Origin of the sequence: Jiella endophytica (assembly GCF_004519335.1) — a bacterium.
Lineage (GTDB): Bacteria > Pseudomonadota > Alphaproteobacteria > Rhizobiales > Rhizobiaceae > Jiella > Jiella endophytica.
Window position 1 is genome coordinate 873,910 of sequence record NZ_SOZD01000001.1, and the last position, 24,316, is coordinate 898,225.

The 24,316-nt window shown below is 65.6% G+C and carries 26 protein-coding genes and 1 tRNA gene; 10 read left to right on the forward strand and 17 right to left on the reverse strand.

Going from position 1 to position 24,316, the window contains the following annotated elements; all coding sequences use genetic code 11:
* Positions 1 to 72: 72 nt before the first annotated feature.
* Positions 73 to 1,104: a DMT family transporter gene (locus tag E3C22_RS04085; protein ID WP_134760454.1), complete on the reverse strand. Its 1,032-nt coding sequence runs from the start codon at positions 1,102 to 1,104 to the stop codon at positions 73 to 75.
* 232 nt (positions 1,105 to 1,336) lie between these two features.
* On the opposite strand from E3C22_RS04085, the gene E3C22_RS04090 reads away from it, so the two are divergent.
* Entirely contained in the window at positions 1,337 to 1,648 is a 312-nt protein-coding gene (locus tag E3C22_RS04090; RefSeq protein ID WP_134760456.1) for a DUF1244 domain-containing protein, read from the forward strand.
* Positions 1,649 to 1,790: 142 nt separating this feature from the next.
* Complete coding sequence (locus E3C22_RS04095) at positions 1,791 to 2,054, forward strand: DUF2312 domain-containing protein (protein WP_134760457.1); 264 nt, start codon at positions 1,791 to 1,793, stop codon at positions 2,052 to 2,054.
* A 54-nt stretch (positions 2,055 to 2,108) separates the two neighbouring features.
* Here E3C22_RS04095 and E3C22_RS04100 read toward each other — a convergent pair whose 3' ends face one another.
* Positions 2,109 to 3,068, reverse strand: a complete 960-nt coding sequence (locus E3C22_RS04100) for a sulfotransferase (protein WP_134760458.1) — start codon at positions 3,066 to 3,068, stop codon at positions 2,109 to 2,111.
* A gap of 339 nt (positions 3,069 to 3,407) precedes the next feature.
* Positions 3,408 to 3,492, reverse strand: a tRNA-Leu gene (locus tag E3C22_RS04105).
* Positions 3,493 to 3,750: 258 nt separating this feature from the next.
* On the opposite strand from E3C22_RS04105, the gene lipB reads away from it, so the two are divergent.
* Positions 3,751 to 4,485, forward strand: coding sequence for a lipoyl(octanoyl) transferase LipB (lipB, locus tag E3C22_RS04110; RefSeq protein WP_134760459.1), 735 nt, complete (start codon positions 3,751 to 3,753; stop codon positions 4,483 to 4,485).
* A 44-nt stretch (positions 4,486 to 4,529) separates the two neighbouring features.
* Here the strand turns inward: lipB and E3C22_RS04115 are convergent, their stop codons facing one another.
* Together E3C22_RS04115 and E3C22_RS04120 are read right to left on the reverse strand one after the other, a co-directional pair.
* Positions 4,530 to 4,808, reverse strand: coding sequence for an acylphosphatase (locus E3C22_RS04115; protein WP_342635614.1), 279 nt, complete (start codon positions 4,806 to 4,808; stop codon positions 4,530 to 4,532).
* A 102-nt stretch (positions 4,809 to 4,910) separates the two neighbouring features.
* Entirely contained in the window at positions 4,911 to 5,861 is a 951-nt protein-coding gene (locus tag E3C22_RS04120) for a DMT family transporter (protein ID WP_134760461.1), read from the reverse strand.
* Between the two features lie 107 nt (positions 5,862 to 5,968).
* Here E3C22_RS04120 and E3C22_RS04125 point away from each other — a divergent pair, with 107 nt between their 5' ends.
* The 7 genes from E3C22_RS04125 (at position 5,969) to E3C22_RS04155 (ending at position 11,385) form a co-directional block, all read left to right on the forward strand.
* Positions 5,969 to 6,415 carry a YaiI/YqxD family protein gene (locus E3C22_RS04125; RefSeq protein WP_134760462.1) on the forward strand — a complete coding sequence of 149 codons (447 nt, stop codon included), beginning with the start codon at positions 5,969 to 5,971 and terminating at the stop codon, positions 6,413 to 6,415.
* Between the two features lie 109 nt (positions 6,416 to 6,524).
* The gene (locus E3C22_RS04130; protein ID WP_134760463.1) at positions 6,525 to 7,403 is read left to right on the forward strand and encodes a cytochrome b/b6 domain-containing protein; all 879 of its coding nucleotides are present in this window, start codon (positions 6,525 to 6,527) and stop codon (positions 7,401 to 7,403) included.
* Positions 7,400 to 8,182 carry a molybdopterin-dependent oxidoreductase gene (locus E3C22_RS04135; RefSeq protein ID WP_134760464.1) on the forward strand — a complete coding sequence of 261 codons (783 nt, stop codon included), beginning with the start codon at positions 7,400 to 7,402 and terminating at the stop codon, positions 8,180 to 8,182. The genes E3C22_RS04130 and E3C22_RS04135 overlap by 4 nt, the downstream gene beginning before the upstream one ends.
* Positions 8,183 to 8,304: 122 nt before the next feature.
* Positions 8,305 to 9,276, forward strand: a complete 972-nt coding sequence (locus tag E3C22_RS04140; RefSeq protein WP_134760465.1) for a sensor domain-containing diguanylate cyclase — start codon at positions 8,305 to 8,307, stop codon at positions 9,274 to 9,276.
* A 273-nt stretch (positions 9,277 to 9,549) separates the two neighbouring features.
* The gene (locus E3C22_RS04145; protein ID WP_134760466.1) at positions 9,550 to 10,326 is read left to right on the forward strand and encodes a hypothetical protein; all 777 of its coding nucleotides are present in this window, start codon (positions 9,550 to 9,552) and stop codon (positions 10,324 to 10,326) included.
* Positions 10,327 to 10,423: 97 nt separating this feature from the next.
* A complete protein-coding gene (locus tag E3C22_RS04150; RefSeq protein ID WP_134760467.1) occupies positions 10,424 to 11,059 on the forward strand; it encodes a hypothetical protein in 636 nt (211 codons plus the stop codon).
* Between the two features lie 134 nt (positions 11,060 to 11,193).
* A complete protein-coding gene (locus E3C22_RS04155; RefSeq protein WP_134760469.1) occupies positions 11,194 to 11,385 on the forward strand; it encodes a hypothetical protein in 192 nt (63 codons plus the stop codon).
* Between the two features lie 125 nt (positions 11,386 to 11,510).
* Here E3C22_RS04155 and E3C22_RS04160 read toward each other — a convergent pair whose 3' ends face one another.
* The 12 genes from E3C22_RS04160 to E3C22_RS04215 all read right to left on the reverse strand — a co-directional run bounded on the left by E3C22_RS04160 (position 11,511) and on the right by E3C22_RS04215 (position 24,305).
* Positions 11,511 to 13,184 (reverse strand): ribonuclease J, encoded by a 1,674-nt coding sequence (locus E3C22_RS04160; protein ID WP_134760471.1) that lies wholly within the window; start codon positions 13,182 to 13,184, stop codon positions 11,511 to 11,513.
* A complete protein-coding gene (locus tag E3C22_RS04165) occupies positions 13,184 to 14,029 on the reverse strand; it encodes a biotin--[acetyl-CoA-carboxylase] ligase (RefSeq protein WP_134760473.1) in 846 nt (281 codons plus the stop codon). The genes E3C22_RS04160 and E3C22_RS04165 overlap by 1 nt, the downstream gene beginning before the upstream one ends.
* 2 nt (positions 14,030 to 14,031) lie before the next feature.
* Positions 14,032 to 15,474: an NADH-quinone oxidoreductase subunit NuoN gene (gene nuoN, locus E3C22_RS04170; protein ID WP_134760475.1), complete on the reverse strand. Its 1,443-nt coding sequence runs from the start codon at positions 15,472 to 15,474 to the stop codon at positions 14,032 to 14,034.
* 122 nt (positions 15,475 to 15,596) lie between these two features.
* The gene (locus E3C22_RS04175) at positions 15,597 to 17,111 is read right to left on the reverse strand and encodes an NADH-quinone oxidoreductase subunit M (protein WP_134760477.1); all 1,515 of its coding nucleotides are present in this window, start codon (positions 17,109 to 17,111) and stop codon (positions 15,597 to 15,599) included.
* Positions 17,111 to 19,126 (reverse strand): NADH-quinone oxidoreductase subunit L, encoded by a 2,016-nt coding sequence (gene nuoL / locus E3C22_RS04180; RefSeq protein WP_134760479.1) that lies wholly within the window; start codon positions 19,124 to 19,126, stop codon positions 17,111 to 17,113. Before nuoL ends, E3C22_RS04175 begins: the two co-directional genes overlap by 1 nt.
* A 5-nt stretch (positions 19,127 to 19,131) precedes the next feature.
* Complete coding sequence (gene nuoK / locus E3C22_RS04185) at positions 19,132 to 19,440, reverse strand: NADH-quinone oxidoreductase subunit NuoK (RefSeq protein ID WP_134760481.1); 309 nt, start codon at positions 19,438 to 19,440, stop codon at positions 19,132 to 19,134.
* A gap of 20 nt (positions 19,441 to 19,460) precedes the next feature.
* Positions 19,461 to 20,078, reverse strand: coding sequence for an NADH-quinone oxidoreductase subunit J (locus E3C22_RS04190; RefSeq protein ID WP_134760483.1), 618 nt, complete (start codon positions 20,076 to 20,078; stop codon positions 19,461 to 19,463).
* A 104-nt stretch (positions 20,079 to 20,182) separates the two neighbouring features.
* Positions 20,183 to 20,674 (reverse strand): NADH-quinone oxidoreductase subunit NuoI, encoded by a 492-nt coding sequence (gene nuoI, locus E3C22_RS04195; RefSeq protein ID WP_134760485.1) that lies wholly within the window; start codon positions 20,672 to 20,674, stop codon positions 20,183 to 20,185.
* Between the two features lie 24 nt (positions 20,675 to 20,698).
* Positions 20,699 to 20,911, reverse strand: a complete 213-nt coding sequence (locus E3C22_RS04200) for a hypothetical protein (RefSeq protein ID WP_134760487.1) — start codon at positions 20,909 to 20,911, stop codon at positions 20,699 to 20,701.
* Complete coding sequence (gene nuoH, locus E3C22_RS04205) at positions 20,908 to 21,963, reverse strand: NADH-quinone oxidoreductase subunit NuoH (protein WP_134760489.1); 1,056 nt, start codon at positions 21,961 to 21,963, stop codon at positions 20,908 to 20,910. Before nuoH ends, E3C22_RS04200 begins: the two co-directional genes overlap by 4 nt.
* A 12-nt stretch (positions 21,964 to 21,975) precedes the next feature.
* Positions 21,976 to 24,051 carry an NADH-quinone oxidoreductase subunit NuoG gene (nuoG, locus tag E3C22_RS04210; RefSeq protein WP_134760491.1) on the reverse strand — a complete coding sequence of 692 codons (2,076 nt, stop codon included), beginning with the start codon at positions 24,049 to 24,051 and terminating at the stop codon, positions 21,976 to 21,978.
* Between the two features lie 2 nt (positions 24,052 to 24,053).
* Positions 24,054 to 24,305, reverse strand: coding sequence for a hypothetical protein (locus tag E3C22_RS04215; RefSeq protein ID WP_134760493.1), 252 nt, complete (start codon positions 24,303 to 24,305; stop codon positions 24,054 to 24,056).
* Between the last annotated feature and the right edge of the window lie 11 nt (positions 24,306 to 24,316).

Sequence of the window (24,316 nt, forward strand, 5' to 3'; positions counted from 1 at the left end):
CTAATGTCATCTTGGATTTTCCTGCCTCGAACGGATTTCGAATCCGCAGTGTTTGCGCTGGACCGGGCGGTGTCAACGACCGGCACCAAGTGTCGCATGGTGCCCGTCACCGTTCGATGACGCCGCGATCGGGCGACGCGGGCTGGCGAGATAGATGCCGAAGAGGATCAGGCACCCGCCGGCGACCTGCGCGAGGGCCGGCGTCTCGCCGGCGAAGATCCAGGCGAACAGGGCCGCCGCCACCGCCTCGACGAAGATCACCAGCGACGAGAAGGACGCCGATAGCACACCGAGCGCGACCGACAGAAGCCCCTGCCCGCCGGCATGGCTGACGAGGCCGAGTGCGGCGATGCTGAAGGCGCCGGTGGCTGAATGCGGCAGCAGCCCCTCGCCCGAGACGATCGCGACCGGCAGGAGGATCGCCGCCGTCACGACGGTCGAGACGAGCGTCGTCGTTCCGGCGCCGAGCGCTGCCCGGGCCTGGCGCACGGCGAGGAAGTAAAGGCCGAAGAACAGCGAGGTGACGAGACCGTAGAAATCGCCGAGCGGCGAGCCTTCGCCATTGCCGGAATGAAGGATCAGCAGCGCCGCGCCGGGCACGCAGACGAGCAGGCCGAGGAAGGTCGTCTTCGCCACCGCCTCGCCGATCGTGACGCGGGACAGAAGCGCCACCCACAGCGGCGCGAGGCAGGCGAAGAAGGTCGCGTTGGCGATCGTCGTGTGCATGATGGCGAGGTGCCAGAAGGCAAGATCGCCGGCAAAGAACAGCCCGGCGAGGGCCACCGCCCGCGGGTCGACACGCGGGCGCGCAGAGCCGCCGCGTCGCTGCGGCCGGCGCTCGGCCAGCGACCAGACGGCGAGCAGCGGCAGCGCCGCGAAGACCCGCCAGAAGGCGCTGGCGAAAGGCCCGACCTCGGCGTTCCTGACGAAGATCGGCGAGATCCCCATGGCGGCGGCGCCGAGGACCAGCAGGCCGAGGGCGACGCCGGCGCCCATCGCGACACGGCTTGCCGAGACCTCTTCCGGGGCCGGCAGGACGGCCGCCTGCGCGCTGGCGACGGCAGGCGCACCGTCGCGGGAGGTCCCGCCCGGCGAATCGGCCATGGCTTCGTCAGCGGATTCGGTCGACACGAGAGGCCCTGAGATGCGGGTGGAACTGCGGTGTGGCGCAGCCCTCCTTAGGCCGCTTTGCCGCCGAGCGCAAAGGTCTGCGGGCGCTGCGGCCAGGAGGCCGTTCGTTTGGTTCGCCCGAAGCCGCGAACCTTTGCGTCCTTGATGCGGAGGCATCGAGGATCGATATCGGTGCGACGAACAAGAGCGCCAGAGGCAAACCACCATGACCGAGCTATCAGAAGAACAGCGCATTGCCCTCGAGGCTGCGGCCTTCCGCCGGCTGCGCGATCACCTCCGCCAGCGCACCGACGTCCAGAACATCGATCTGATGAATCTCGCCGGCTTCTGCAGAAACTGCCTGTCGAACTGGTACCGCGAGGCTGCCGAAGAGCGGGGAATCGCCATCGACAAGGACGAATCCCGCGAGATCGTCTACGGCATGCCCTATGACGAATGGCGGGAAAAGCACCAGCGCGAAGCCTCGCCCGATGCGCAGGCGGCGTTTGCCACCTCGGCGACGCGCGGCCGCCACTGACCCGCCGAATTCCTCGCTTTCCACATCCGGAGGCCCTTGCGCTCGCCGACATGGCGGGTGCATCGGCATGGTAACGAAAGCCTTAGGAAAGCCCGCTAAAGGCTGGCGATCGATTGAAGTCCCATGAACACGGAGTGCCCACATGTCTGACGCCAACGGGGTCGCGCAGGATCAGCTTCGCTCCTTCGTCGAGCGGATCGAGCGGCTCGAGGAAGAAAAGAAGACCATCGGCGACGACATCAAGGACGTCTATGCCGAAGCCAAGGGCAACGGTTTCGACACCAAGATCCTGCGCCGGGTCATCTCGCTGCGCAAGCAGGACGCCGACGAGCGCCAGGAGCAGGAAGCGATCCTCGACCTCTATCTCCAGGCCCTCGGCATGGCGCCGAGCATGCCGGACGAATAGGCTGCATTCGCAGGTCCATTTCCCGGACTATCTGGCTCGGCGCGGAGCCGAGCCTCAGGCGCGAAAGGCCGACAGGACGGTTCGTCGCGCTTTCGACATGGCCTCCCAGGCGCTCGACGAGACCCTTGACGGGCTTTCATGCTCCGCCGGTTTCGTCGGAAGGGGTGACAGCCATTCCCTTGGCGCTTCGATGCCCTGTTCGGCGAGTTCCGCCACGACTCGCTCGAGATCTGACTGAAACAATTCGGGAAGCCAGTCCGGCATCGGCCTTTCGACAGACTGAGCAAACCGCTTGGTCAATCCGTCCGTCGAATAGTCGTGGCGTCTGATCCCGAGGTGGTCTTCCACCTCACGGAGCCACCTGGCCGGATCGCGATGGATGTCCTCGAAGAAGCTGATCTTCAGCTCCTCTTCCGAGAGCGATTCGCGCAGCCGTCGCACCGCGGAACCATATTCACCGTTCATCCAGATCGACGGCGTCCTGACCAGAGTTTCAAAGGTTTCGGGGGTCCACGTCGCGATTTCGGCGGTTCTGCCGGTCTTCAGCGCGCTGAACCGGGCATGCGACCACAATCGGGTGCGCGGATCGCGCATGGTGAAGATCACCCGTACTTTCCCGCATATTCTGCGGACATGGTGCCACCCGGGCGCTCCCATCAAACAGTAGAGATTGCTGAAATCGGCGCAGTAGGCGTCCTGCGGGCACGGGGCGAACAGGTTCGCATACCAGCGATCATCCGTCGGCTCGGCGAGAAACTTCGCAGTCCAGAGAAGGCGGCTGCGAACGGCCATCGGCTTGTTCTTCTTCGGGTCGATCGCCGTCAGGGGGGTCGCCGTGGCGAGCTTGCGGACGGGCGCGAGATCCGCATGACCCGGCAGATGGAGATGCGAAAAGTAATGAATCTCCTTGACCGGCGTCGAGCGGATCTGGGGGTGCTGGCTGAGCATGCGGTGGATCCAGGTGGTTCCAGCCTTCATCACGCCAACGCTCAGAAACAGCCTGTCGATTTGCAAGTGCCCTCGCAGCGACGTCGATCCGGACAGCGGTTCCGCACGACATGGGTGGGCCGCCAGATCTGCTACGTTGCCATGTAGATCGGGCGCTTGCAATTCTGGATAACAATTTGCGATTTACAACTGCAGCATCATCCCGAGGATTGGTCAGACGGTCGTCCGCAGCGTTGTCCGGCAAAGCTGTGCTGAAACTATAGGCCACACGGAGGCTGCGCGCGGTCGGATAGACCAGACGGGCGATGAACACGGCGGATGTCTTGCGCCTGCCCACAGGAGGGCGATCGCCGATCGTTCAGGATGTCGGTGAGGATAGGATTGGCGTCGCTATCGGGAAGCGACTGGTGCGGTCGAGAAGACTCGAACTTCCACGGGTTGCCCCACAGCGACCTCAACGCTGCGCGTCTACCAATTCCGCCACGACCGCACGCCGTGTTGCCGAGGGCCGTTCGCCATCGGTGGCGGGCGTGTAACAAGACTTCTCCGGCGGCACAAGGCCAAACTTCGCCGCGCCGCGCAATTCGTCAGGGCCTGTGCCCAGGTGAGGCTGCGCAGTCGCGGCAGAGGGACGGGCGGATGGCCTCCAGCAGCCGAAATGCGCCTCCTGCGCCCGTCGTCGCACGCCCCGCCCCGCGGCATGTGGCGGCCGTTTCCGGGCCAGGCTGGAATCGCTATATGCAAGGCCATGACGATCCAGGACCTTGCCGCCCCCCGCCTCCACACCGCGACCGACCGCTTTCGCCCGCTTGCCGGGTCGCCGCCCGTCGACTGGCTGGTGATCAACGGGCTGACACCCTATCCGGAGGCGCTCGAAGCGATGGAGACCCGCGTCGGCGCGATCGCCGAGGGGACGGCCCGCGAGGCGGTTTTCCTCGTCGAGCATCCGCCGCTCTATACGGCAGGCACCGGGTCAAAGGAGGCAGACCTCCTCGACAGCCGGTTTCCGGTCTTTCCGGCCGGGCGCGGCGGCCAGTACACCTATCACGGGCCCGGCCAGCGGGTGGCCTATGTCCTCCTCGATCTCAAGCGCCGGCGGCAGGATGTGCGCGCCTTCGTCGCGGCGCTGGAGGCCTGGATCATCGCGACTCTCGCCGAGTTCCAGGTGACCGGCGAGCGGCGGGAGGACAGGGTCGGCGTCTGGGTGCGGCGGCCGGAGCGCAGCCCGACGCCTGACGGCTCCATCGCCGAGGATAAGATCGCCGCGATCGGCATTCGGGTGCGCCGCTGGGTGACCTTCCACGGGATCTCGCTCAACGTCGATCCCGATCTCGACCATTTCTCCGGGATCGTGCCCTGCGGCATCCGCGGCCACGGCGTCACCAGCCTCGCCGATCTCGGCATCGTCGTTTCCATGCCGGAAGTCGATGCCCTGCTTCGCCGCAATTTCGAGGCGGTGTTCGGCGAAACGCGGGACAGTTGAGCAAAGGCCCGCGCCGAGGCGGTGACGCGGCTGCCTCGCGCACTTCACTCCGTCGGCCGGACCTCGAACTCACTGTCGTAGCTTTCCACCTCCCCCAGTATGTCGACCTTGCCGACATGGCTGCAGGGCGGGCCTTCTTCAGCCTTTTGCAGCATCGCGTCGACCGCCTCCGGCTCGCCGCTGAAGACCGCCTCGACCGCGCCGGATCGCCGGTTGCGCACCCAGCCGGACAGGCCGAGGCCTCGAGCCTCCTCCTCGCACCAGGCACGATAGCCGACCCCCTGGACGCGGCCGGTGATCTCGACGTGAACGCTTTTCGCCATGCGCATCCCCTGCTCCGCTGCGGCAAGACCTCGCCGCTGTCCCCTCGATGGTAGCGTAGGGGAAGGGAGTTGCGAATCGGCGACTGAGCGTTCCGGCGCGGCTCAGTGAGGCGGCGGGACGCGGCTGGCGCCTTTAGTCTGGCGTTCGCGCAGGAAGACGAAGAGACCCGATCCGACGATGATCGCCATGCCGATCCATTTGGCGAAATCCGGCAGGTCGCCGAAGAAGACGTAACCGAAGCCGATCGCCGAGACGATCTCGACATAGCCGAAGGGCGCCAGAATCGAGGCCGGCGTCAGCCGGTAGGCGAGGATGAACAGCAGATGCCCGGCCGTGCCGACGACACCGGCGAGAGCGAGCAGCGCCCAGGCGGTCGCGGTGTGCGGCCAGGCGAAGCTGAGCTCCGCAATCCCCTGGCCGTGGCCGACCGCCATCGCGGCAGCAAGCGCGATGCCACCGACGAAGCCGGCATGGACCATCATCGCCAGCGAACTGGTGCCGCGCGAAACGATGCGGCTGAGGATCAGGTAGAGGGCGACGGCGACGGCGGCCATCAGCGGCAGGAGCGAGGCGAGGCCGAAGACGGCGTAGCTCGGACGGATGATGATCAACGCCCCGACGAAGCCGACCGCCACCGCGGCGATGCGCCGCCAGCCGATCGTCTCCTTCAAAAACAGCGCCGAAAACAGCGTGACGATCAGCGGCTCGACCAGGAAGACCGCGGTGGAGTCGGCGAGCGGCATGAAGCGCAGCGCCGCGAAGAAGGAAATGCTGCCAAGGGCGAGCAGCAGGCCGCGAAGGATGTTGAGGCCCGGCCGCGTCGTCTTCAGCCCGTCGCGGCCGTCGACGAGAAAGACGATCGGCAGCGTCACCAGCGCCTGGACGAAGAGCCGGACCATGCCCACCTCCCCCGGCGACAGCTCGTGGGTCGTGACCAGCATCTTGCCGAACACGTCGAGAAGCGGAATGAAGGCCGCGGCGAAGATCATGATCGCCATGCCCTTCAGCGTCTCGCCGGGCGTATTGTCGTAGGTGTGGGTCGTTTCGGCCATGCCGCTCCATGGCACGCTTTGCCGCGAACCGCCATCGCCGTGGCCCCGGCCCGACGCGTTCGGCCGGAAAGCGCGGCCGAACGAACTGCAAGCAAGCGAGGAAGCCCATGACCACCGTCTATGTCGATGCCGATGCCTGCCCGGTGAAGGACGAGGCGATCGACGTCGCGGTGCGGCGGGGCGCAGCGGCGGTGCTGGTCTCGAACGGCGGCATGCGGCCCTCGCGCTTTCCCGAAGCGCGGATCGTCGTCGTGCCGGAGGGGGCGGACGCCGCCGACGACTGGATCGTCGAGGCCTGCACCCGTGACGACGTCGTCATCACGGCGGACATCCCGCTGGCCGCCCGCGCGCTCGACAAGGGCGCGGCGGTGCTCGGGCCGACAGGGCGGGAATTTACCGCCGAGACCATCGGCACGGCGCTGTCGATGCGCGCCTTCAAGCAGCATCTGCGCGAGACCGGCGAATCGAAGGGCTACAATGCCAGCTTTTCGGCCGCCGACCGCTCGCGCTTCCTGCAGGCGCTGGACCGCATACTCAACCGGACCGGCCGTTAGTTGGCCTTCTTCACGTTCAGGAGAGCGGCTTGAAACCTCCGCGGCGACTGCGACGAATAGGCGAGTGACGGCGCAGGCAGCGCCAAGTGGCGCTTCGACGGAGAGTATCATGGCGACGACCACCAGGGCCGAGCCCGGGCAGGAGCTCGCGCGCAGCGAGACCGCCGGGGAACACGAACTCGCGAGCGGCGAGACGGCCGGCCTCGTCTATCGCCAGAGGCTGGCGACGCGGCTCACCCACTGGGTCTGGGCGATCAGCCTGTTCTTCATGCTGCTCTCCGGCCTGCAGATCTTCATGGCCCGGCCGGATCTTTATATCGGCCAGCAGTCGGGCTTCGGCTTCGACAACAGCGTGCTTTCCATCGGCGCCCGCCGGGTCGACGGCGCGATGGCCGGCGTCACCACGGTGTTCGGCCACAGCTTCGACACCACCGGCTGGCTCGGCGTCGTGCCGCAGGGCGACGGCCAGGCAGCGAAGAGCTTTCCCGGCTGGCTGACGATCCCCGGCTACCGCGACCTTGCCACCGGTCGCATCGTGCATTTCTTTTTCGCCTGGGTGCTGGTGACGACGCTTTTCGTCTGGCTCGCCGCCAGCGCGGTCAACGGCCATCTGAGGGACCTCGTGCCGACCGGCCGCGACCTAAGGCACCTGCCCGGCGACGTGCTCGACCATCTGCGGCTGCGCTTTGCCCATGACGGGCGCTACAACGTCCTGCAGAAGCTCTCCTATGCCGGCGTGCTCTTCGTGGCGCTGCCGGTGATGATCCTTACCGGGCTGACGATGTCGCCGGGCGTCGTCGCGAAGTTCCCCTTCCTGATCGACCTCTTCGGCGGCCGCCAGACGGCGCGGACGATCCACTTCGTCGTCATGCTCGCCCTCGTCCTGTTCTTCCTCGTCCATATCCTGATGGTCGTCCTCGCCGGCCCGCTCAACGAGCTGCGGTCGATGATCACCGGCTGGTACCGCACTTCGGAGAAAAGCCGATGAGCCGCTTCACCCTGTCGCGCCGCTCCTTCCTGACCGGCTCAGCCGTCGCCTCGACATCGGCTCTCGCCGGCTGCTTCGATCCGCTCGGCGACGGCGATTCGAAGGTGCGCGGCGTTCTCGAGAGCACCAATTCCCTCACCTACCGGGTGCAGCGGATGCTGCTCGGCAGCGACGACCTGGCGCGGGAATATTCCGAAAGCGAGATCCGCCAGCCGCAGCGGCCGAACGGCACGACGAGCCCGAGCGATGCCGACTACCAGCAGCTGGCGAACGAAAACTTTGCGTCCTATCGCCTGAAACTCGACGGCCTCGTCGAAAAGCCGCTGGAGGTCAGTCTGGACGAGATCCGGGCGATGCCGAGCCGCACCCAGATCACCCGCCACGACTGCGTCGAGGGGTGGAGCTGCATTGCCAAGTGGACCGGCGTGCCGCTGGCGCTGCTGCTCGACGAGGCAAAGGTAAAGCCCTCGGCCCGCTTCGTCGTCTTCGGTTGCTTCGACACGATGGAGAACAGCTTCGACGGTCCGGTCAAGTATTACGAGTCGATCGACCTCATCGATGCCCGCCACCCGCAGACGATCCTCGCCTACGGGCTCGACGGCAAGCCCCTGCCCGTCTCCAACGGCGCACCGCTCCGCGTCCGTGTCGAGCGCCAGCTCGGCTACAAGATGGCGAAATACATCCGTACAATTACATTGACCGATAGCCTCTCCGGCTATGGCACCGGTAGTGGCGGCTACTGGGAGGACAGAGGCTACGAATGGTTCGCCGGGATCTGACCCTGCGTCGACGATGATATATCTTGCAAACTTGCAATTCTCTCGGAAGCGGATGCTTGAATTAAGTATATCTTATAGAACGTCTGCTTCGATGATCGGGACAGGTTGGGAGACCGTTCCGGATGAAAGCGACGAGAAAACACCGAGATTTCGCGGTCCGCCTGATGGAGCATCTGGTCGTGCCGACCTTCGTCCTCGACGGTACCGGCCATGTCCTGATCTGGAACCGGTCCTGTGAGCGGCTGACCGGGATCAGCGCCGACGACGTCATCGGCACGAAGCATCACTGGAAGGGCTTCTACACCGAGGAGCGGGCCTGCCTCGCCGACCTGGTGATCCGCAACGCCGCCGCCGACATTTCCGGCCTCTACACCGTCGACTGCTCGTCCGATCCCGACCGCGGAATCTATTCGGCGGAGAACTGGTGCCATCTTCCCCGCGTCGGCGGGCTTCGCTATCTCGCCATCGACGCCGGGCCGATCCATGACGAGGACGGCAATCTGATCGCCGTGGTCGAGACGCTGCGCGACATCACCGTCCAGAAGGAAGCGCAGGACAAGCTTGAGGTCCTCGCCCGGCAGGATTCCTTGACCGGCATCCCCAACCGCCGGCTGTTCGACGAATATCTCGAAGGCGAATGGCAGATCGCCACGGCGACCGGGCGCGACCTGGCGCTGCTGATGATCGATATCGACCACTTCAAGGCCTACAACGACACGCTCGGCCATCTGGCTGGCGACAAGTGCCTGCAGCGGATCGCCAGGCTCGTCGCCGACGAGACGCGGCGCGAATGCGACGTCTGCGCGCGCTTCGGCGGCGAGGAATTCGCCGTCATCCTGCCGCGCACCGGCCTCGCCGGCGCGATCGCCGTCGCGAGGCGCATCACCCGGGCCGTCGCAAGGGCGCAGATCCCCAATCCCGGCCTCGGTGCCGGTGCCAAGCTGACGCTCAGCATCGGCGTTGCCGCCTGCGACGATGTCGACCGGCCCGAAACGCCGACCGACCTCCTGGCCGCGGCGGATGCGGCGCTCTACGCCGCCAAGGATTCCGGCCGCGCCAGGGTCTACCCGCCCCGCCAGGTCATGGCGGCCTGAACGCGTCTGTCCGGCACCGCCTCGTCGTCCACGGCGTCGCCGGTGCCATTCGAGAGGCTGGGGGGAAACCGCCGGGAACACCCATCCGCGTAGCAGCGGCCGGCACTCAGGGCCGAGGCTCAACGATCACCACGGTTTCTCGACCTCAGTCCTTCCGTAAAGGCCGGCTCCCGTTCTTTTGTCTGGCCAAGCCGTTTGACACCCGTCAGTCGCCACTGCAAACTGAAGCTGCAGCGGCGAGACATAGCGTTATGTTGGGTCGGAGGCTTTCGGATGGGGAGTACGGGCCGCTTTTTCTACCGAGAAATCAAGCAGTTTTTCTCGAGTGGCATCTTCTTCATGCTCGTCGGCTCGGTGTTTCTTTACGCATCCTACCGGACGATGTTCGGCACGCATTCCGGCCTCACCTTCATCCTCGTCGTCATAGGTGTTGCGCTGGTACTCTACGGCTCGGGTACCCAGAGCTTCGGCGAGTTTTCCGGGACGCAATCCGAGGTCTACAGCGCCAAGGTCTATCTCGCCGGAGGCGCCGGCGCCCTGTCGATCGTCATCTCCGGCCTGTTCATCTTCTTTTACTCGGATATCGACAAGGCATTCGACCTGCAGCGGAAATATCTCGAATTCCGCATCCTGCCAAAGGACCCGGCCGGACGCCCGGTGCCCTATGACGACCTCGTCGGCTTCGTACGGATGAACGGCGTCGACCTGCCGACATTCCGGCGAGGCGACAGTTTCGTGGTGCTGATCCCGTTTCCGCAGGCCTTCGAGGGGACGCGGACGCTGGAAGCCTATTTCTTCTCGACCGACCCGCTCTCCGCCGAGAAGATCAAGAGCGGTGTGCCGAACGAGATCGTCGTTCCGTTCCATGCCGAAAGCAGCATCTCGACACCCGATGGTGGGGAAACGCTCGTCTATCAGCCGCAGTCGGACGACATCGGCGTCATCAGCATCCTGCGAGAAAACGACTATGAGCAGATTCCCGTGGTGCCGGACACGCCGCAGCCGGGTAGTGTCCCCGCAGAAGCTTCGATCTCGTTCCAGCCGAGCTGACGGTTCGTTCCGCGTCGCCCTGCCGTTCGTCCTTCTGGCTTTCGCCGGTGGACAGACCAAGGCTGCCATCTCTGCCGCTGCAGAGGATAGTCGCTGCGTGCTGATCCAGGAGAGCATCGGCACGCTCAAATCTTCCGTCGACCGCAAGACGCTCTCTTATGACGGCGCCATAGACTGCCTCATCAAGCTCCTGCGGGAGGACTATCCGGATTACGACATCGAGCAGAAGATCCTTCTGACCGGTGCAATCAGGGCGCGGCTCGTCGATGGTGGCGCCGAGGCAATCCGGAGCTTCCGCCTCCAGGACGACCTGGAGATCATCCGCCGCCTGTCGCAGGACGCCATCGGTGACGACGCGGCCTTACGCGTCAACGCCACCATCATCCTCGCTTCAGTGGTCGACAATTCGACGATCTGCGTTCCGATCGACGCGCTCTATTCGCTGCGGGGAAAATACGACGAGACCAGCGACAACGGCCGCTTCAACATGGTCGGCGTCATCGGCACGGTCGCGCCGTGGTCCTATCAGGAGAATTTCGCCGAAATCACACGGGCCCTCGGTGAGGTGTCGACGGAACTCGAGGGGCAGAAGCAGTATGCGCGGACCCTTGCTCTGGTCGATCAGGTCACCCGCCGAACCAATAGCTCCGCGGTCGGAGCCGAGAATCGGCACGAGCCCGCCCCTTCGGGCCTCGACAACTGCAAGACCTACGAGTTCAAGTACCGCCAGTGAGGCCCGGCGCATGGCCATGCCGGGTCTTGAGGTGGCAGACGGAGGCAAGCAGAGCCACGGCGGTCTGAGCCATCAGCAAGCTCGGCCCATGGCTGCGCATTGGCAGCCCGGGGCCACGTCCCTATAAACAGGCGATGTTTCCGATCCAGCTGTTCGTCCGCATGGCCTACTGGCTGCGCCGTCCGCCCAGCCGTCGCTGGCTGATCGCCGCCGGCGCCGTGGTCGTGCTCTCGGCCACCATCGTCATCATCGAGAACACGGTCGGCTGGCCCGATTGGGCGAAGACCCAGCGGGTTCCGCGCCACGCCATCCATCTGATGCGCTGAGCCTCGGCATCCTCGCAGCATAGTCCCGAAAATCGCAATCGATCTCCGAAAAGCACGATGCCTGGATTCAATGACCGAAAGCGCCGCCCGGCCCGATATCGGATTTCGTGCTCAGCCCCGAAGCCTCAGGGCTTCGAGACGAAGACGGTGACGATCGGCTTCTTGCCCCAGGCGTCGGCGGCGGCAAAACGCACGGCCCGGCGCACCGCCTCGCGGACGGTCTCGACGTCGCCGCGCCGCTTCGGCGGAATGCTCTCGAAGGCGTCGACGGCGGCGTCGATGAGGATGTCCTCCATCTCGTCCCCCTCCTCGTCCTCCTGCGGCAGGCCGAGGATCACCATGTCCGGATCGTCGCGCAGCGCCAGCTTCGCCGTCATCTCGACATGGACGGCGATGTGGCCGACGAAGGAGAGCCGACGGCGCTCGACGATGCCGGTTTCCTCCGGCGTGCCGATCAGCCGGCCATCCTTGTACAGCCGCCCGACCGGCACCTCGTCGACCACCATTGCGGGGCCGGGAGCAAGCTGCACCATCGCACCGTTGCGCACCGACAGAACCGTCTTCACCCCGGCCTCGCGGGCGAGCGCGGCATGGGCGACGAGATGCGCCGCCTCGCCATGGGCGGGCACCGCGATCTGGGGGCGCACCCACTCGTACATTTCCTTCATCTCGCGGCGGCGCGGATGGCCGGAGACGTGGACCAGCGCCTCGCCGTCTTCCAGCACCCTGATGCCGCGATCGATGAGGGCGTTCTTGATCTCGATGATGCCCTTCTCGTTGCCCGGGATCGAGCGGGAGGAGAAGATCACCATGTCGCCCTTCGACAGGCTGACCGCCGGATGCTCGTCGCGCGACAGCCGCGCCAGCGCGGCGCGGGGCTCGCCCTGGCTGCCGGTCAGGATGATCACCGCCTTCTCGCGCGGAATGTAGCCGAAGTCCTGCTCGCTGAGGAACGGCGGCAGGCCCTCCAGATATTCGAGCTCGTCGGCGACCTCGACGACCCGGCGCATCGACCGGCCCATCAGGAGAACCTGGCGTCCGGCGTCCCGGGCGGCCTCCGCCACCGCGCGGATGCGGCCGACATTGGAGGAAAAGGTCGTCACGGCGACCCGGCCCGGCGCCTCGGCGATGATCTTCGCCAGCGACGCCGAAACCTCGCGCTCGGACGGGCTGATGCCGTCGCGCATCGCATTGGTCGAGTCGGCGATCATCGCCAACACACCCTCGTCTCCGATCGCCCGCAGGCGCGCCTCGTCAGTCGGCGCGCCGAGAACCGGCGTCGCGTCGATCTTCCAGTCGCCGGTGTGGAGGACCGTGCCGGCGGGCGAGCGGATCGCGAGCGCCACGGGCTCGGGGATCGAATGCGTGACGTTGATCGCCTCGATCTCGAAGGGACCGACGCTAAAACGGTCGCCCGCCTTGAACAGCGTCACCGGGATGTCCGGCGCCCCCGGCTCGCCCTCGCGCTTGGCGGCGAGCAGCGATGCGGTGAAGGCGGTGGCATAGACCGGCGCCTTCAGCCGCGGCCACAGGTCGAGCAACGCGCCGTAGTGATCCTCATGGGCATGGGTAATGACGATGCCCTTCAGCCTCAGCCGCTGTTCCTCGATGAAGCGGATGTCCGGCAGGACGAGGTCGACCCCCGGCATCTCCGGGCCGGCGAAGGAGACGCCGCAATCGACGACGATCCATTCGCGGCTGTCTTCCGGGCCGTAGCCATAGAGGGCGAAATTCATGCCGATCTCGCCGAGGCCGCCCAACGGGCAAAAGAGCAGTTCGGCGTCTTTATCGTGAGTCATCAAGCTCTTGCCTCAAAATTCTTGACCGACGCGACAGCGCCGAAATGGACGTCGCCCGCTGCGATCCTGGTCACTTGGCCATTGCCCTCCCGGATCACCAGATGGCAGTCGGCATCGATGGTTTCAAATACGCCGCGAACGATCGTGCCGCCGGTGTCGACGGCGATCTCGGAGCCGATTCCCGCCGCGCCGGCAAGCCATTTGTGGCGGATCGCCGCAAGACCGCGCCCACCCTGCCAGAGCCGCAGATTGTCGACGAAGGCATCGCTGAGGGCGAAGAACAGATCCGCCGCCGTAGCAGTGGCGCCCATCGCCCCGAGATCGGTGGCGGGATAGGGCGTTGCCTCCGGATGGGCGACGACGTTGACGCCGATGCCGATGGCAACGGCGAGATCGTCGCTTCCCGCCCCGGCGGTCTCGAGCAGGATGCCGGAGAGCTTCGCACCGTCGGCAAGAACGTCGTTCGGCCATTTCAGCGCGAAGCGGCCGCCTCTGGCGAGGTCGCCGGCATCTGGCGCAACGGCGATGGCGCCTTCCGGCAGCACCGCCAGGAGCGCGTCACGCAACGCCAAAGCGGCGACGAATCCGAGGGTGGCGGCGACCGAGAGCTCGACCTTCGGCTGCAGGAGAAGCGTCGCCGCGAGATTGCCGGGCGGCCCTTCCCAGGCCCTGCCCCGCCTGCCGCGGCCGCCGGTCTGGTGGCCGGTGACGAGCCACAGCCCGCCGGGATCGCCGGCCCTGGCGCGCTCCAGCGCCAGCTGGTTGGTCGAGCCGATCTCGGCGAAGGATTCGAGCCGGAAGCCGTCCGCAACTGCCGTTGGTGAAAGGTTGAAGCCCGATGCCACCGTCAGAAGAAGGTCTTGGCAGCGGCCTCGGCCGCGTCGAAAACCGGGCCTCCAACGAAGATGTAGACCGGGAAGACGATGAGGCCGGTGATCCACAGGACGGCGCGCAGTTCGATCGCCATCGGCACGAAGGCCTCGGCCGGCTCGTCGAACCACATCGTCTTGACGATCCTCAGATAGTAGAAGAGGCCGACGACCGAGGCGAGAACGCCGATGATGGCGAGCGGCCAGAGCCCCGCATGCACCGCCGCCATGAAGACGAAGTACTTGCCGATGAAGCCGACGAGCGGCGGCAGCCCGGCGAGCGACAGCATCATCGCCGTTAGGAACAGCGCCATCACCGGATTGGTCTGGGACAGGCCGGCGAGATCGTCGATGTCCTCAACCATGCCGTCGCGGCGGCGCATCGCCAGGATCACCGCGAAGGTGCCGAGGGTCATGGCGAGATAGACCGCCATGTAGATCAGGACGCCGCGCACGCCTTCGACGCTTGCTGGGGCAAGGCCCACCAGCGCGTAGCCCATATGGGCGATCGAAGAATAGGCCATCAGCCGCTTGATGTTGCGCTGCCCGATGGCGGCAAACGCACCGAACACCATCGAGGCGATGGAGATGAAGACGATGACCTGCTGCCACTGGCCGGACAGAGGCTCGAAGCCCTGGACGGTGAAGCGGGTGAGCAGCGCCATCGCGGCGACCTTCGGCGCCCCCGCGAGGAAGGCGGTGATCGGCGTCGGCGCGCCCTCGTAGACGTCCGGCGTCCACATGTGGAACGGCACTGCGGAGATCTTGAAAGCGAGACCGGCGAGGACGAAGACGATGCCGACGACGAGGCCGAGGGAGCGGCCGCTTTCGGCGACGACGGCCGAGATCGCGGTGAACTCGATGTGGCCGGTGAAGCCGTAGACCATCGAGGCGCCGTAGAGCAGCATGCCCGAGGACAACGCGCCGAGGACAAAATATTTCAGGCCGGCCTCGGTGGAACGGACCGAGTCACGGTTGATCGCTGCGAGGACGTAGATCGCCAGCGACTGCAGTTCGAGGCCGAGATAGAGGGCGATCATGTCGCCCGCCGAGACCATCATCATCATGCCGGTGGTCGACAGGAGAACGAGAACCGGGAATTCGAAGCGGTTGAACCGCTCGCTTTCGGCAAAGCCGACCGACATCACCACCGCCGCCGCCGAGCCGATGAGGACGAGGATCTTCATGAAACGGGCGAAGGGGTCGAGGATGAAGGAGCCGCCGAAGGCAGAACCGAGCGGCGTGATCAGGGTCAGCCACAGCGCCGCGATGATGATCACCGCCACCGCAAGTCCCGTCACCGTCTGCGAGCTCTTCTCGCCGATGAAGACGCCGACCATCAGGAGGATCATCGCGCCCACCGACATGATCAGTTCCGGCGCGGCGATCGCGAGGCTGCTGGAGAGCAAATCGGGCATCATGGGCGGCTGGCCTCAAAACCTGAAAGTTTAACGCCCTTTGCGGGATATCCCCGGCGGCGGACGTTGGAAATGTCATCATGCGGACGGGGCGGCGCGCGCCGCCCCCTGTTACGCGGTCACACTCAATGGAGCGCGGCGACCGCACCGTGGCCGGCGGCCTCGAGTGCCGCCGTATAGCTGTTGACGAGCGTCTCCACCGAAGCCGCCGTCACGTCGAAGACCGGCATCGGATAGAAGCCGAAGAAGATCACCAGGACGACCAGCGGGTAGAGCAGCAGCTTCTCGCGGCCGGTGAGATCGAGGATCTGGCGAAGGCTCTCCTTCTCCAGCGCGCCGAAGATCACCTTGCGATAGAGCCAGAGCGCGTAGCCGGCGGAGAGGATGACGCCGGTGGTGGCGAAGATCGCGACCCAGGTGTTGACCTGGTAGACCGCGAGCAGCGTCAGGAACTCGCCGACGAAGCCGGAGGTGCCCGGCAGGCCGACATTCGCCATGGTGAAGATCAGCATCACGGTGGCGTAGTGCGGCATGCGGTTGACCAGCCCGCCATAGGCGGCGATCTCGCGGGTGTGCATGCGGTCGTAGACGACGCCGACGCAGAGGAACAGCGCGCCGGAGACCAGGCCGTGGGAGAGCATCTGGAAGATCGCGCCCTGCACGCCCTGCTGGTTGGCGGCGAAGATGCCCATGGTCACGAAGCCCATGTGGGCGACGGAGGAATAGGCGATCAGCTTCTTGATGTCCTCCTGCATCAGCGCGACCAGCGAGGTGTAGATGATCGCGACGACCGACAGGGTGAAGACGAAGGGCGCGAAGTCGGCCGAGGCGAGCGGGAACATCGGCAGCGAGAAGCGCAGGAAGCCGTAGCCGCCGAGCTTCAGGAGGATGCCCGCCAGGATCACCGAGCCGGCGGTCGGCGCTTCGACGTGGGCGTCCGGCAGCCAGGTATGCACCGGCCACATCGGCATCTTCACCGCGAAGGAGGCGAAGAAGGCGAGCCACAGCCAGGTCTGCATCTCGGCCGGGAACTTGTGCTGCAGGAGCTCCGGGATCGAGGTGGTGCCGGCGTTCCAGTACATCGCCATGATGGCGATCAGCATCAGCACCGAGCCGAGGAAGGTGTAGAGGAAAAACTTGTAGCTCGCATAGATGCGGCGCTTGCCGCCCCACACGCCGATGATCAGGAACATCGGGATGAGGCCGCCCTCGAAGAAGATGTAGAAAAGGACGAGATCGAGCGCGCAGAAGACGCCGATGACCAGCGTTTCCAGGAGCAGGAACGCGATCATGTAGTCCTTCACCCGCATCTTGACGGATTCGAAGCTCGCCAGGATGCAGAGGGGCATCAGGAAGGTCGTCAGGATGACGAACAGCATCGAGATGCCGTCGACGCCCATGTGATAGGTGATCGAGCCGCCGATCCAGTCCGCCTTCTCGACCATCTGGAAGCCGGGATTGGAGGAATCGAAGTCGATCCAGATCCACAGCGACACGATGAAGGTGAAGGCCGTCGTCAGAAGCGCGACATTGCGCACGTTGCGGCGGGCGAGCTCGGTATCGTCCTTGATGAAGAGGATGAGGAGCGCCCCGACCAGCGGCAGGAAGGTGACGGTCGAGAGGATCGGCCAGTCGGTCATCAGTTCGCTCCCCCGAGCATCATCCAGGTGACCAGCGCGGCAACGCCGATCAGCATCGCGAATGCATAGTGATAGAGATATCCGCTCTGTAGCCGCACGACGCGCCCGGTGACGTCGATGACCCGGGCCGAGACGCCGTCAGGCCCGAACCCGTCGATCACCTTGCCGTCGCCGGTCTTCCACAGGAAGCGGCCGAGCCGCTGGGCGGGCTTCACGAACAGGAATTCGTAGAGCTCGTCGAAGTACCACTTGTTCAAAAGGAACAGGTAGAGGCCGCGATTGCGCTGGGCCGTCTCCTTGGGAAGGCTCGGCCGCGAGATGTAGAACATGTAGGCGACGACAAAGCCGAGGACCATCGCAATGGTCGGCAGGAAGGCGATCCAGAACGGGATCTCGTGCATGTCGTGCAGGACGTGGTTCTCGGCGCCGGTGAACACCGCGGCGTGCCAGAATTCGTCATAGCCCTCGCCGATGAAGGAGTGCTCGAAGACGATGCCGGCTAACAGCGCCCCGGCAGCGAGCACGAAGAGCGGCACCAGCATCACCGGCGGCGACTCGTGGATGTGGTGCATCACGTCGGCGGAGGCCCGCGGCTTGCCGTGGAAGGTCATGAAGATCAGCCGCCAGGAATAGAAGCTGGTCAGGCAGGCGGCGAGGACGGTCATCCCCCAGCCGTAAAGGGCGAAGGAATTGTGGCCGACAAAGGCCGCCTCGATGATCGCGTCCTTGGAATAATAGCCGGCGGTGAACGGAAAGCCGGTCAGCGCCAGGGTGCCGATCACCATCATCCAGTAGGTCTTCGGGATGTGGTTCTTCAGCCCGCCCATGCGGCGCATGTCCTGCTCGTCGGAGACCGCATGGATCACCGAGCCGGCGCCGAGGAACAGCAGCGCCTTGAAGAAGGCGTGGGTGAACAGGTGGAAGATCGCCGGGCCATAGGCGCCGACGCCGAGCGCCACGAACATGTAGCCGAGCTGCGAGCAGGTCGAATAGGCGATGACGCGCTTGATGTCGTTCTGGACGAGGCCGACCGTCGCGGCGAAGAACGCCGTCGTCGCGCCGATGAAGGTGACGAAGGTCAGCGCCGAGGGCGACAGCTCGAACAGCGGCGACATGCGGGCCAGCATGAAGACGCCGGCGGTCACCATCGTCGCGGCATGGATCAGCGCCGAGACCGGGGTCGGTCCTTCCATGGCATCAGGAAGCCAGGTGTGAAGGCCGATCTGCGCCGACTTGCCCATCGCGCCCATGAACAGCAGCAGGCAGACGACCGTCAGCGCCGCAGCCATGGTGAGCGGGTAGCCGGCGAAGTTGAGGACGACGTCGCCGGCGGCGTGCGTCGCGGCTTCGGCGCCGGCGGCGGCCGCGTCGTGCCCTGCCCCGCCGCCGAGCGTCGCGGCGACGTCGGCTGCACCGGAAAAGATCGTGTCGAGATTGACCGAGCCGAACAGCGCGAAGACGCCGAAGATGCCGAGGGCGAAGCCGAAGTCACCGACGCGGTTGACGATGAAGGCCTTCATCGCCGCGGCGTTGGCCGACGGCTTCTTGTACCAGAAACCGATCAGCAGATAGGAGGCGAGGCCGACGCCCTCCCAGCCGAAGAACATCTGCACGAGGTTGTTCGAGGTCACCAGCATCAGCATGGCGAAGGTGAACAGCGACAGATAGGCGAAGAAGCGCGGCCGATGCGGATCGTGGTGCATGTAGCCGATCGAATAGACATGCACGAGGCAGGAGACGGTGTTGACGACGATCAGCATCACCAGCGTCAGCCGGTCGATCCGCAGCGACCAGGCGACGTCGAGCCCGCCCGACTGCATCCACTGGAACAGCGGCACGCGGACCGTCTCGCCCTCGCCGAAGCCGAAGGAGATGAAGGCGATCCAGGACAGGATCGCGGCCACCACCATGAAGCCGGACAGCGTGTATTCGCAGGCCTTGGCGCCGATCGACTTGCCGAACAGCCCGGCAATCAGGAAGCCCGCGAGCGGCAGGAGGACGATGATCGTGTACACCGCGATCAGCCTTTCATCGTGTTGACGTCGTCGACGGCGATCGAGCCGCGATTGCGGAAGAAGACGACCAGGATCGCCAAGCCAATGGCGGCCTCGGCGGCAGCGACCGTCAGGATGAACAGCGCGAAGACCTGGCCGACGAGATCGCCGAGGAAGGCCGAGAAGGCCACCATGTTGATGTTCACCGCAAGGAGGATCAGCTCCACCGACATCAGGATGGTGATGATGTTCTTGCGGTTCATAAAGATGCCGAAGACCCCCGTGACGAAGAGGATCGCGGCGACAGTCAGGTAATGGCCGAGACCGATTTCCATGGTTTCCGGTTCCTTGTCGCTCAGATGCCTCGGCCGCTCTCGACCTTGCGGATCTCGATGGCGGTGGCGGGGTTTCTCGCCACCTGGGCGGGGATGGACTGGCGCTTCAGCCCCTGCTTGTGGCGCAGCGTCAGAACGATGGCGCCGACCATGGCGACGAAGAGGATCAGGCCCGCCAGCTGGAAGAACAGGATGTAGCGGGTGTAGAGCACGCTGCCGAGCGCCCGGATGTTGGACATCTCGTAGAGCGGCTGCATCGGCAGCGCCGTCGCCTTGGCGAGCTCGGGATGATAGGCGCTGCCGGTGCCGGCGATGATCAGCTCGGCGAGCAGCACGAGACCGATGATCAGGCCGAAGGGCGCGTATTTCAGCGCTCCCTTCTTCATCTGGCCGAAATCGAGATCGAGCATCATGACGACGAAGAGGAAGAGGATCGCGACGGCGCCGACATAGACGACGATCAGGATCAGCGCCAGGAACTCGGCTCCCGCGAGGAGGAACAGGCCCGCCGCCGCCACGAAGGTGAGGATCAGGAACAGCACCGAGTGGACCGGGTTGCGGGCCAGCACGACCATCAGCGCCCCGCCGACCGCGATGAACGCAAAGATATAGAAAAACAGTGCCTGAAGGCCGAGCATTCTCGGGCTCCCCTCGTGTTCCGGTCAGCGGCGACGAGGCCGCATCGTTCGTTCGTTACCGGCCGACTCGCGGCGCGGCCTTGGCTGACGCGACGCCCGCCCGATTAGCGGTAGGGCGCGTCGAGCGCAATGTTGCGGGCCAGCTCGCGCTCCCAGCGGTCGCCGTTCGCGAGCAGCTTGGCCTTGTCGTAGTAGAGTTCCTCACGGGTTTCCGTGGCGAACTCGAAATTCGGCCCCTCGACAATGGCATCGACCGGGCAGGCCTCCTGGCAGAAGCCGCAATAGATGCACTTCACCATGTCGATGTCGTAACGGATCGTCCGGCGCGTCCCGTCGTTGCGGCGCGGGCCGGCCTCGATGGTGATCGCCTGGGCCGGGCAGATCGCCTCGCAGAGCTTGCAGGCGATGCAGCGCTCCTGGCCGTTGGGATAGCGGCGCAGCGCGTGCTCGCCGCGGAAGCGCGGCGACACCGGACCCTTTTCGAAGGGATAGTTCACCGTCGCCTTCGGCTTGAAGAAGTAGCGCATCGACAGGCCGAGCGCCTTGACGAACTCGACAAGGAACAGCGAGCGAACGGTCTGGGCAATCTGGGACATGGGCTCTGCCCTCCCCTTGTCGTCTCAGGAGGCGATGGTCTGGCCGACGAACCAGCCCATCACCGGAAAAAGAATCAGTTGCGAGATCCGGGCGACGTTCAGCGCCGCCATCGCGCCGAGCCGTTCCGACGGCCGCTCCTTCCGCATCTGCTCCATGACGTAGCCGATGAGGAAAAAGTCCAAGACGCCGATGGCAAGGCCGACGAGACCGCCGAGGAGACCCGGATCGATCGTCATGCGCCCGGCGCGCCCCATCCGGAGATCTGCAGGACGAAGGCGACGATCACGACCATCGCCAGCGACAGCGGCAGGAAGACCTTCCAGCCGAGGCGCATGAGCTGGTCGTAGCGGTAGCGGGGCACGAAGGCCTTCACCATCGCGAACATGAAGAAGACGAGGCCGGCCTTCAGGACGAACCAGATGACGCCCGGCACCCAGGTGAAGGGCACGAAGTCGAAGGGAGGCAGCCAGCCGCCGAGGAAGAGGATCGTCGTCAGGCAGCACATCAGCGTGATGGCCGCATATTCGCCGAGCATGAACATCATGTACGGGGTCGAGCCATATTCGACCATGAAGCCGGCGACGAGTTCGGACTCGGCTTCCGGCAGGTCGAAGGGCGGCCGGTTCGTCTCGGCGAGCGCCGAGATGAAGAACACGATGAACATCGGGAAGAGGCTCAGCCAGTGCCAGTCGAGGAAGCTGTTCGGCAAGCCGATCATCGTGCCGAGCCCCGCCGACTGCGAGATCACGATGTCGGTGAGGTTGAGCGAGCCGACGCAGAGCAGCACGGTGACGATGACGAAGCCGATCGACACCTCGTAGGACACCATCTGCGCCGCCGAGCGGAGCGCGCCGAGAAAGGCGTATTTCGAATTCGACGCCCAGCCGCCCATGATGACGCCGTAGACCTCGAGCGAGGAGATCGCGAAGACATAGAGGACGCCGATATTGATGTCGGCGATCACCCAGCCGTTGGCGACCGGGATCACCGCGAAGGTCGCGAGCGCCAGCGTCACGGCGATCAGCGGCGCCAGCAGGAAGACGATTTTGTCGGAACTCGCCGGAACGACCGGCTCCTTCAGGACGAACTTCAGAAGATCGGCAAAGGACTGGAACAGCCCCCAGGGACCGACGACATTCGGGCCGCGACGCAGCTGCACGGCCGCCCAGATCTTGCGGTCGGCGAGCAGGATGTAGGCGATCAGGACGAGGAGAACGACCAGGAACAGGACGCTCTGGCCGAGAATGATCAGCGCCGGCCAGACATAGGTGGAGAAGAAGTCCGTCACGGTTGCCGGTCCCTATTCCGCTGCTTCGAGTTTGTCGGCACTGGCGAGGCGCGAGCACTCCGCCATCACCTTGGACGCCCGGGCGATCGGGTTGGTCAGGTAGAAGTCGCCGAGCTTCGAGCCGAGACGCAGATCGCCGAGGGAGCCGGCCCGCTCGGCCAGCCGCAGGATGTCGTCATGGGCGGCAGGCTCGATGCGGTCGGTCCGCATCCACGGGTGCGACTGATACAGATCGCGCCGCAGTGCGGCAAGCGAGTCGAAGGGCAGCGTCTTGCCGAGAACCGCCGACAGTGCCCGCACGATCGCCCAGTCCTCGCGGGCGTCGCCTGGAGGGAAGGCGGCGCGCGAGGCGACCTGCGCCCTGCCCTCGAGATTGACGAAGGTGCCGTCCTTCTCGGTGTAGGCCGCACCCGGCAGGATGACGTCGGCGCGGTGAGCGCCGCGATCGCCATGGGTGCCGACATAGACGACGAAGGCGCCCGGCGCGATCTCCACCTCGTCGGCACCGAGATTGAACAGGAGGTCGACACCGCCCGCGGCCATTTCGCCGAAGGTCTTGCCGCTCGTCCCCGGCGTGAAGCCGATGTCGAGACCGCCGACGCGGGACGCAGCGGTGTGGAGGACGTTGAAACCGTTCCAGCCCTCGGCGAAGGCGCCGATCTCGCGGGCGAGCGCCGCGGCGGCCGACAGGACGCCGGGGCCGTTGTCGCCGGCGAGCGCACCGGAGCCGACGATGATCATCGGCCGGGCCGCGTTATTCAGAGCGTCGAAGAAGCCCTGGCTCGCCCTTGCGACGTCGGTGAGCGTGTCGGTGCCGGCGCCGAGATAGGTGTAGTCGTAGCGCAGGTTGGCGTTTTCGCCGATCACCCCGATCGGGAAGCCGCCCATCCGCCAGCGTTTACGGATGCGGGCATTGAGCACCGCCGCCTCGAAGCGCGGATTGGCACCGATGATGAGCAGCGCATCGGCCTCCTCGATCCCGGCAATGGTGGTATTGAAGAGGTAGCTGCTGCGGCCCGCGGCGGGGTCGAGCATGGCGCCGTCCTGACGGCAATCGAGCGAGGTCGAGCCGAGCCCGGCCATCAGCTGCTTCAGCGCCCACATCTCCTCGACCGCGACGAGATCGCCGGCAACCGCGCCGATCCTTTCGGGCGCCGTCGCGTCGACCTTGGCCTTGATCGCGCCGAAGGCCTCCTGCCAGCTCGCCGGCTGCAGCTTGCCGTCGCGGCGAACATATGGACGATCGAGGCGCTGGGTGCGCAGACCATCCCAGACGAAGCGGGTCTTGTCGGAGATCCACTCCTCGTTCACCGCCTCGTTGACCCGCGGCAGGATGCGCAGCACCTCGCGTCCGCGGGTGTCGACGCGGATCGCCGAGCCGACGGCGTCCATCACGTCGATCGACTGGGTCTTGGTCAGCTCCCAGGGCCGAGCCTGGAAGGCGTAGGGCCGCGACGTCAGCGCGCCGACCGGGCAGAGATCGATGACGTTGCCCTGCAGCTCGGAGGTCATCGCCTGCTCGAGGAAGGTAGTGATCTCGGCGTCCTCGCCGCGGCCGACCAGGCCGAGCTCGGAGATGCCGGCGACCTCGGTGGTGAAGCGGACGCAGCGCGTGCAGTGGATGCAGCGCGTCATGATCGTCTTCACCAGCGGGCCGATATACTTGTCCTCGACGGCGCGCTTGTTCTCCTTGTAGCGCGAGGAGTCGACGCCATAGGCCATCGCCTGGTCCTGCAGGTCGCACTCGCCGCCCTGATCGCAGATCGGGCAGTCGAGCGGATGGTTGATCAGCAGGAACTCCATCACGCCCTCGCGGGCCTTCTTCACCATCGGCGTGTTGGTGAAGATCTCCGGCAGCTGGCCTTCCGGCCCCGGACGCAGATCCCGGACGCCCATGGCGCAGGAGGCGGCGGGCTTCGGCGGTCCGCCCTTCACCTCGATCAGGCACATGCGGCAGTTGCCGGCGATCGACAGACGCTCGTGGAAGCAGAAGCGTGGAATCTCGGCACCGGCCTCCTCCGCCGCCTGCAGCAGCGTGTAGTGGTCCGGGACCTCGATCTCGTTGCCATCGACTTTCAGCTTCGTCATCGTCAAGCCTTCTCTTCCAGGCGGGAGACGCGCTCTTCCAGCGTCTTCAACCGCTCCGCCACCGTGTCGTGGCGGACATTTGCGTGCACGGCGGCACCGGCAACCGTGTAGAGCGTCTCGTGCACCTCTTCGAGCCGCTGGTCGATGTGATCGAGCCGTTCACCGTGCTTCTGCAGCGTCGCCTTGACATCGACGACGTCCGCGCGGATCTCCCGCAAAAGCTGCAGCACCAGATTGTCCGGCTCGTCCGCCATCGTGACAGTCC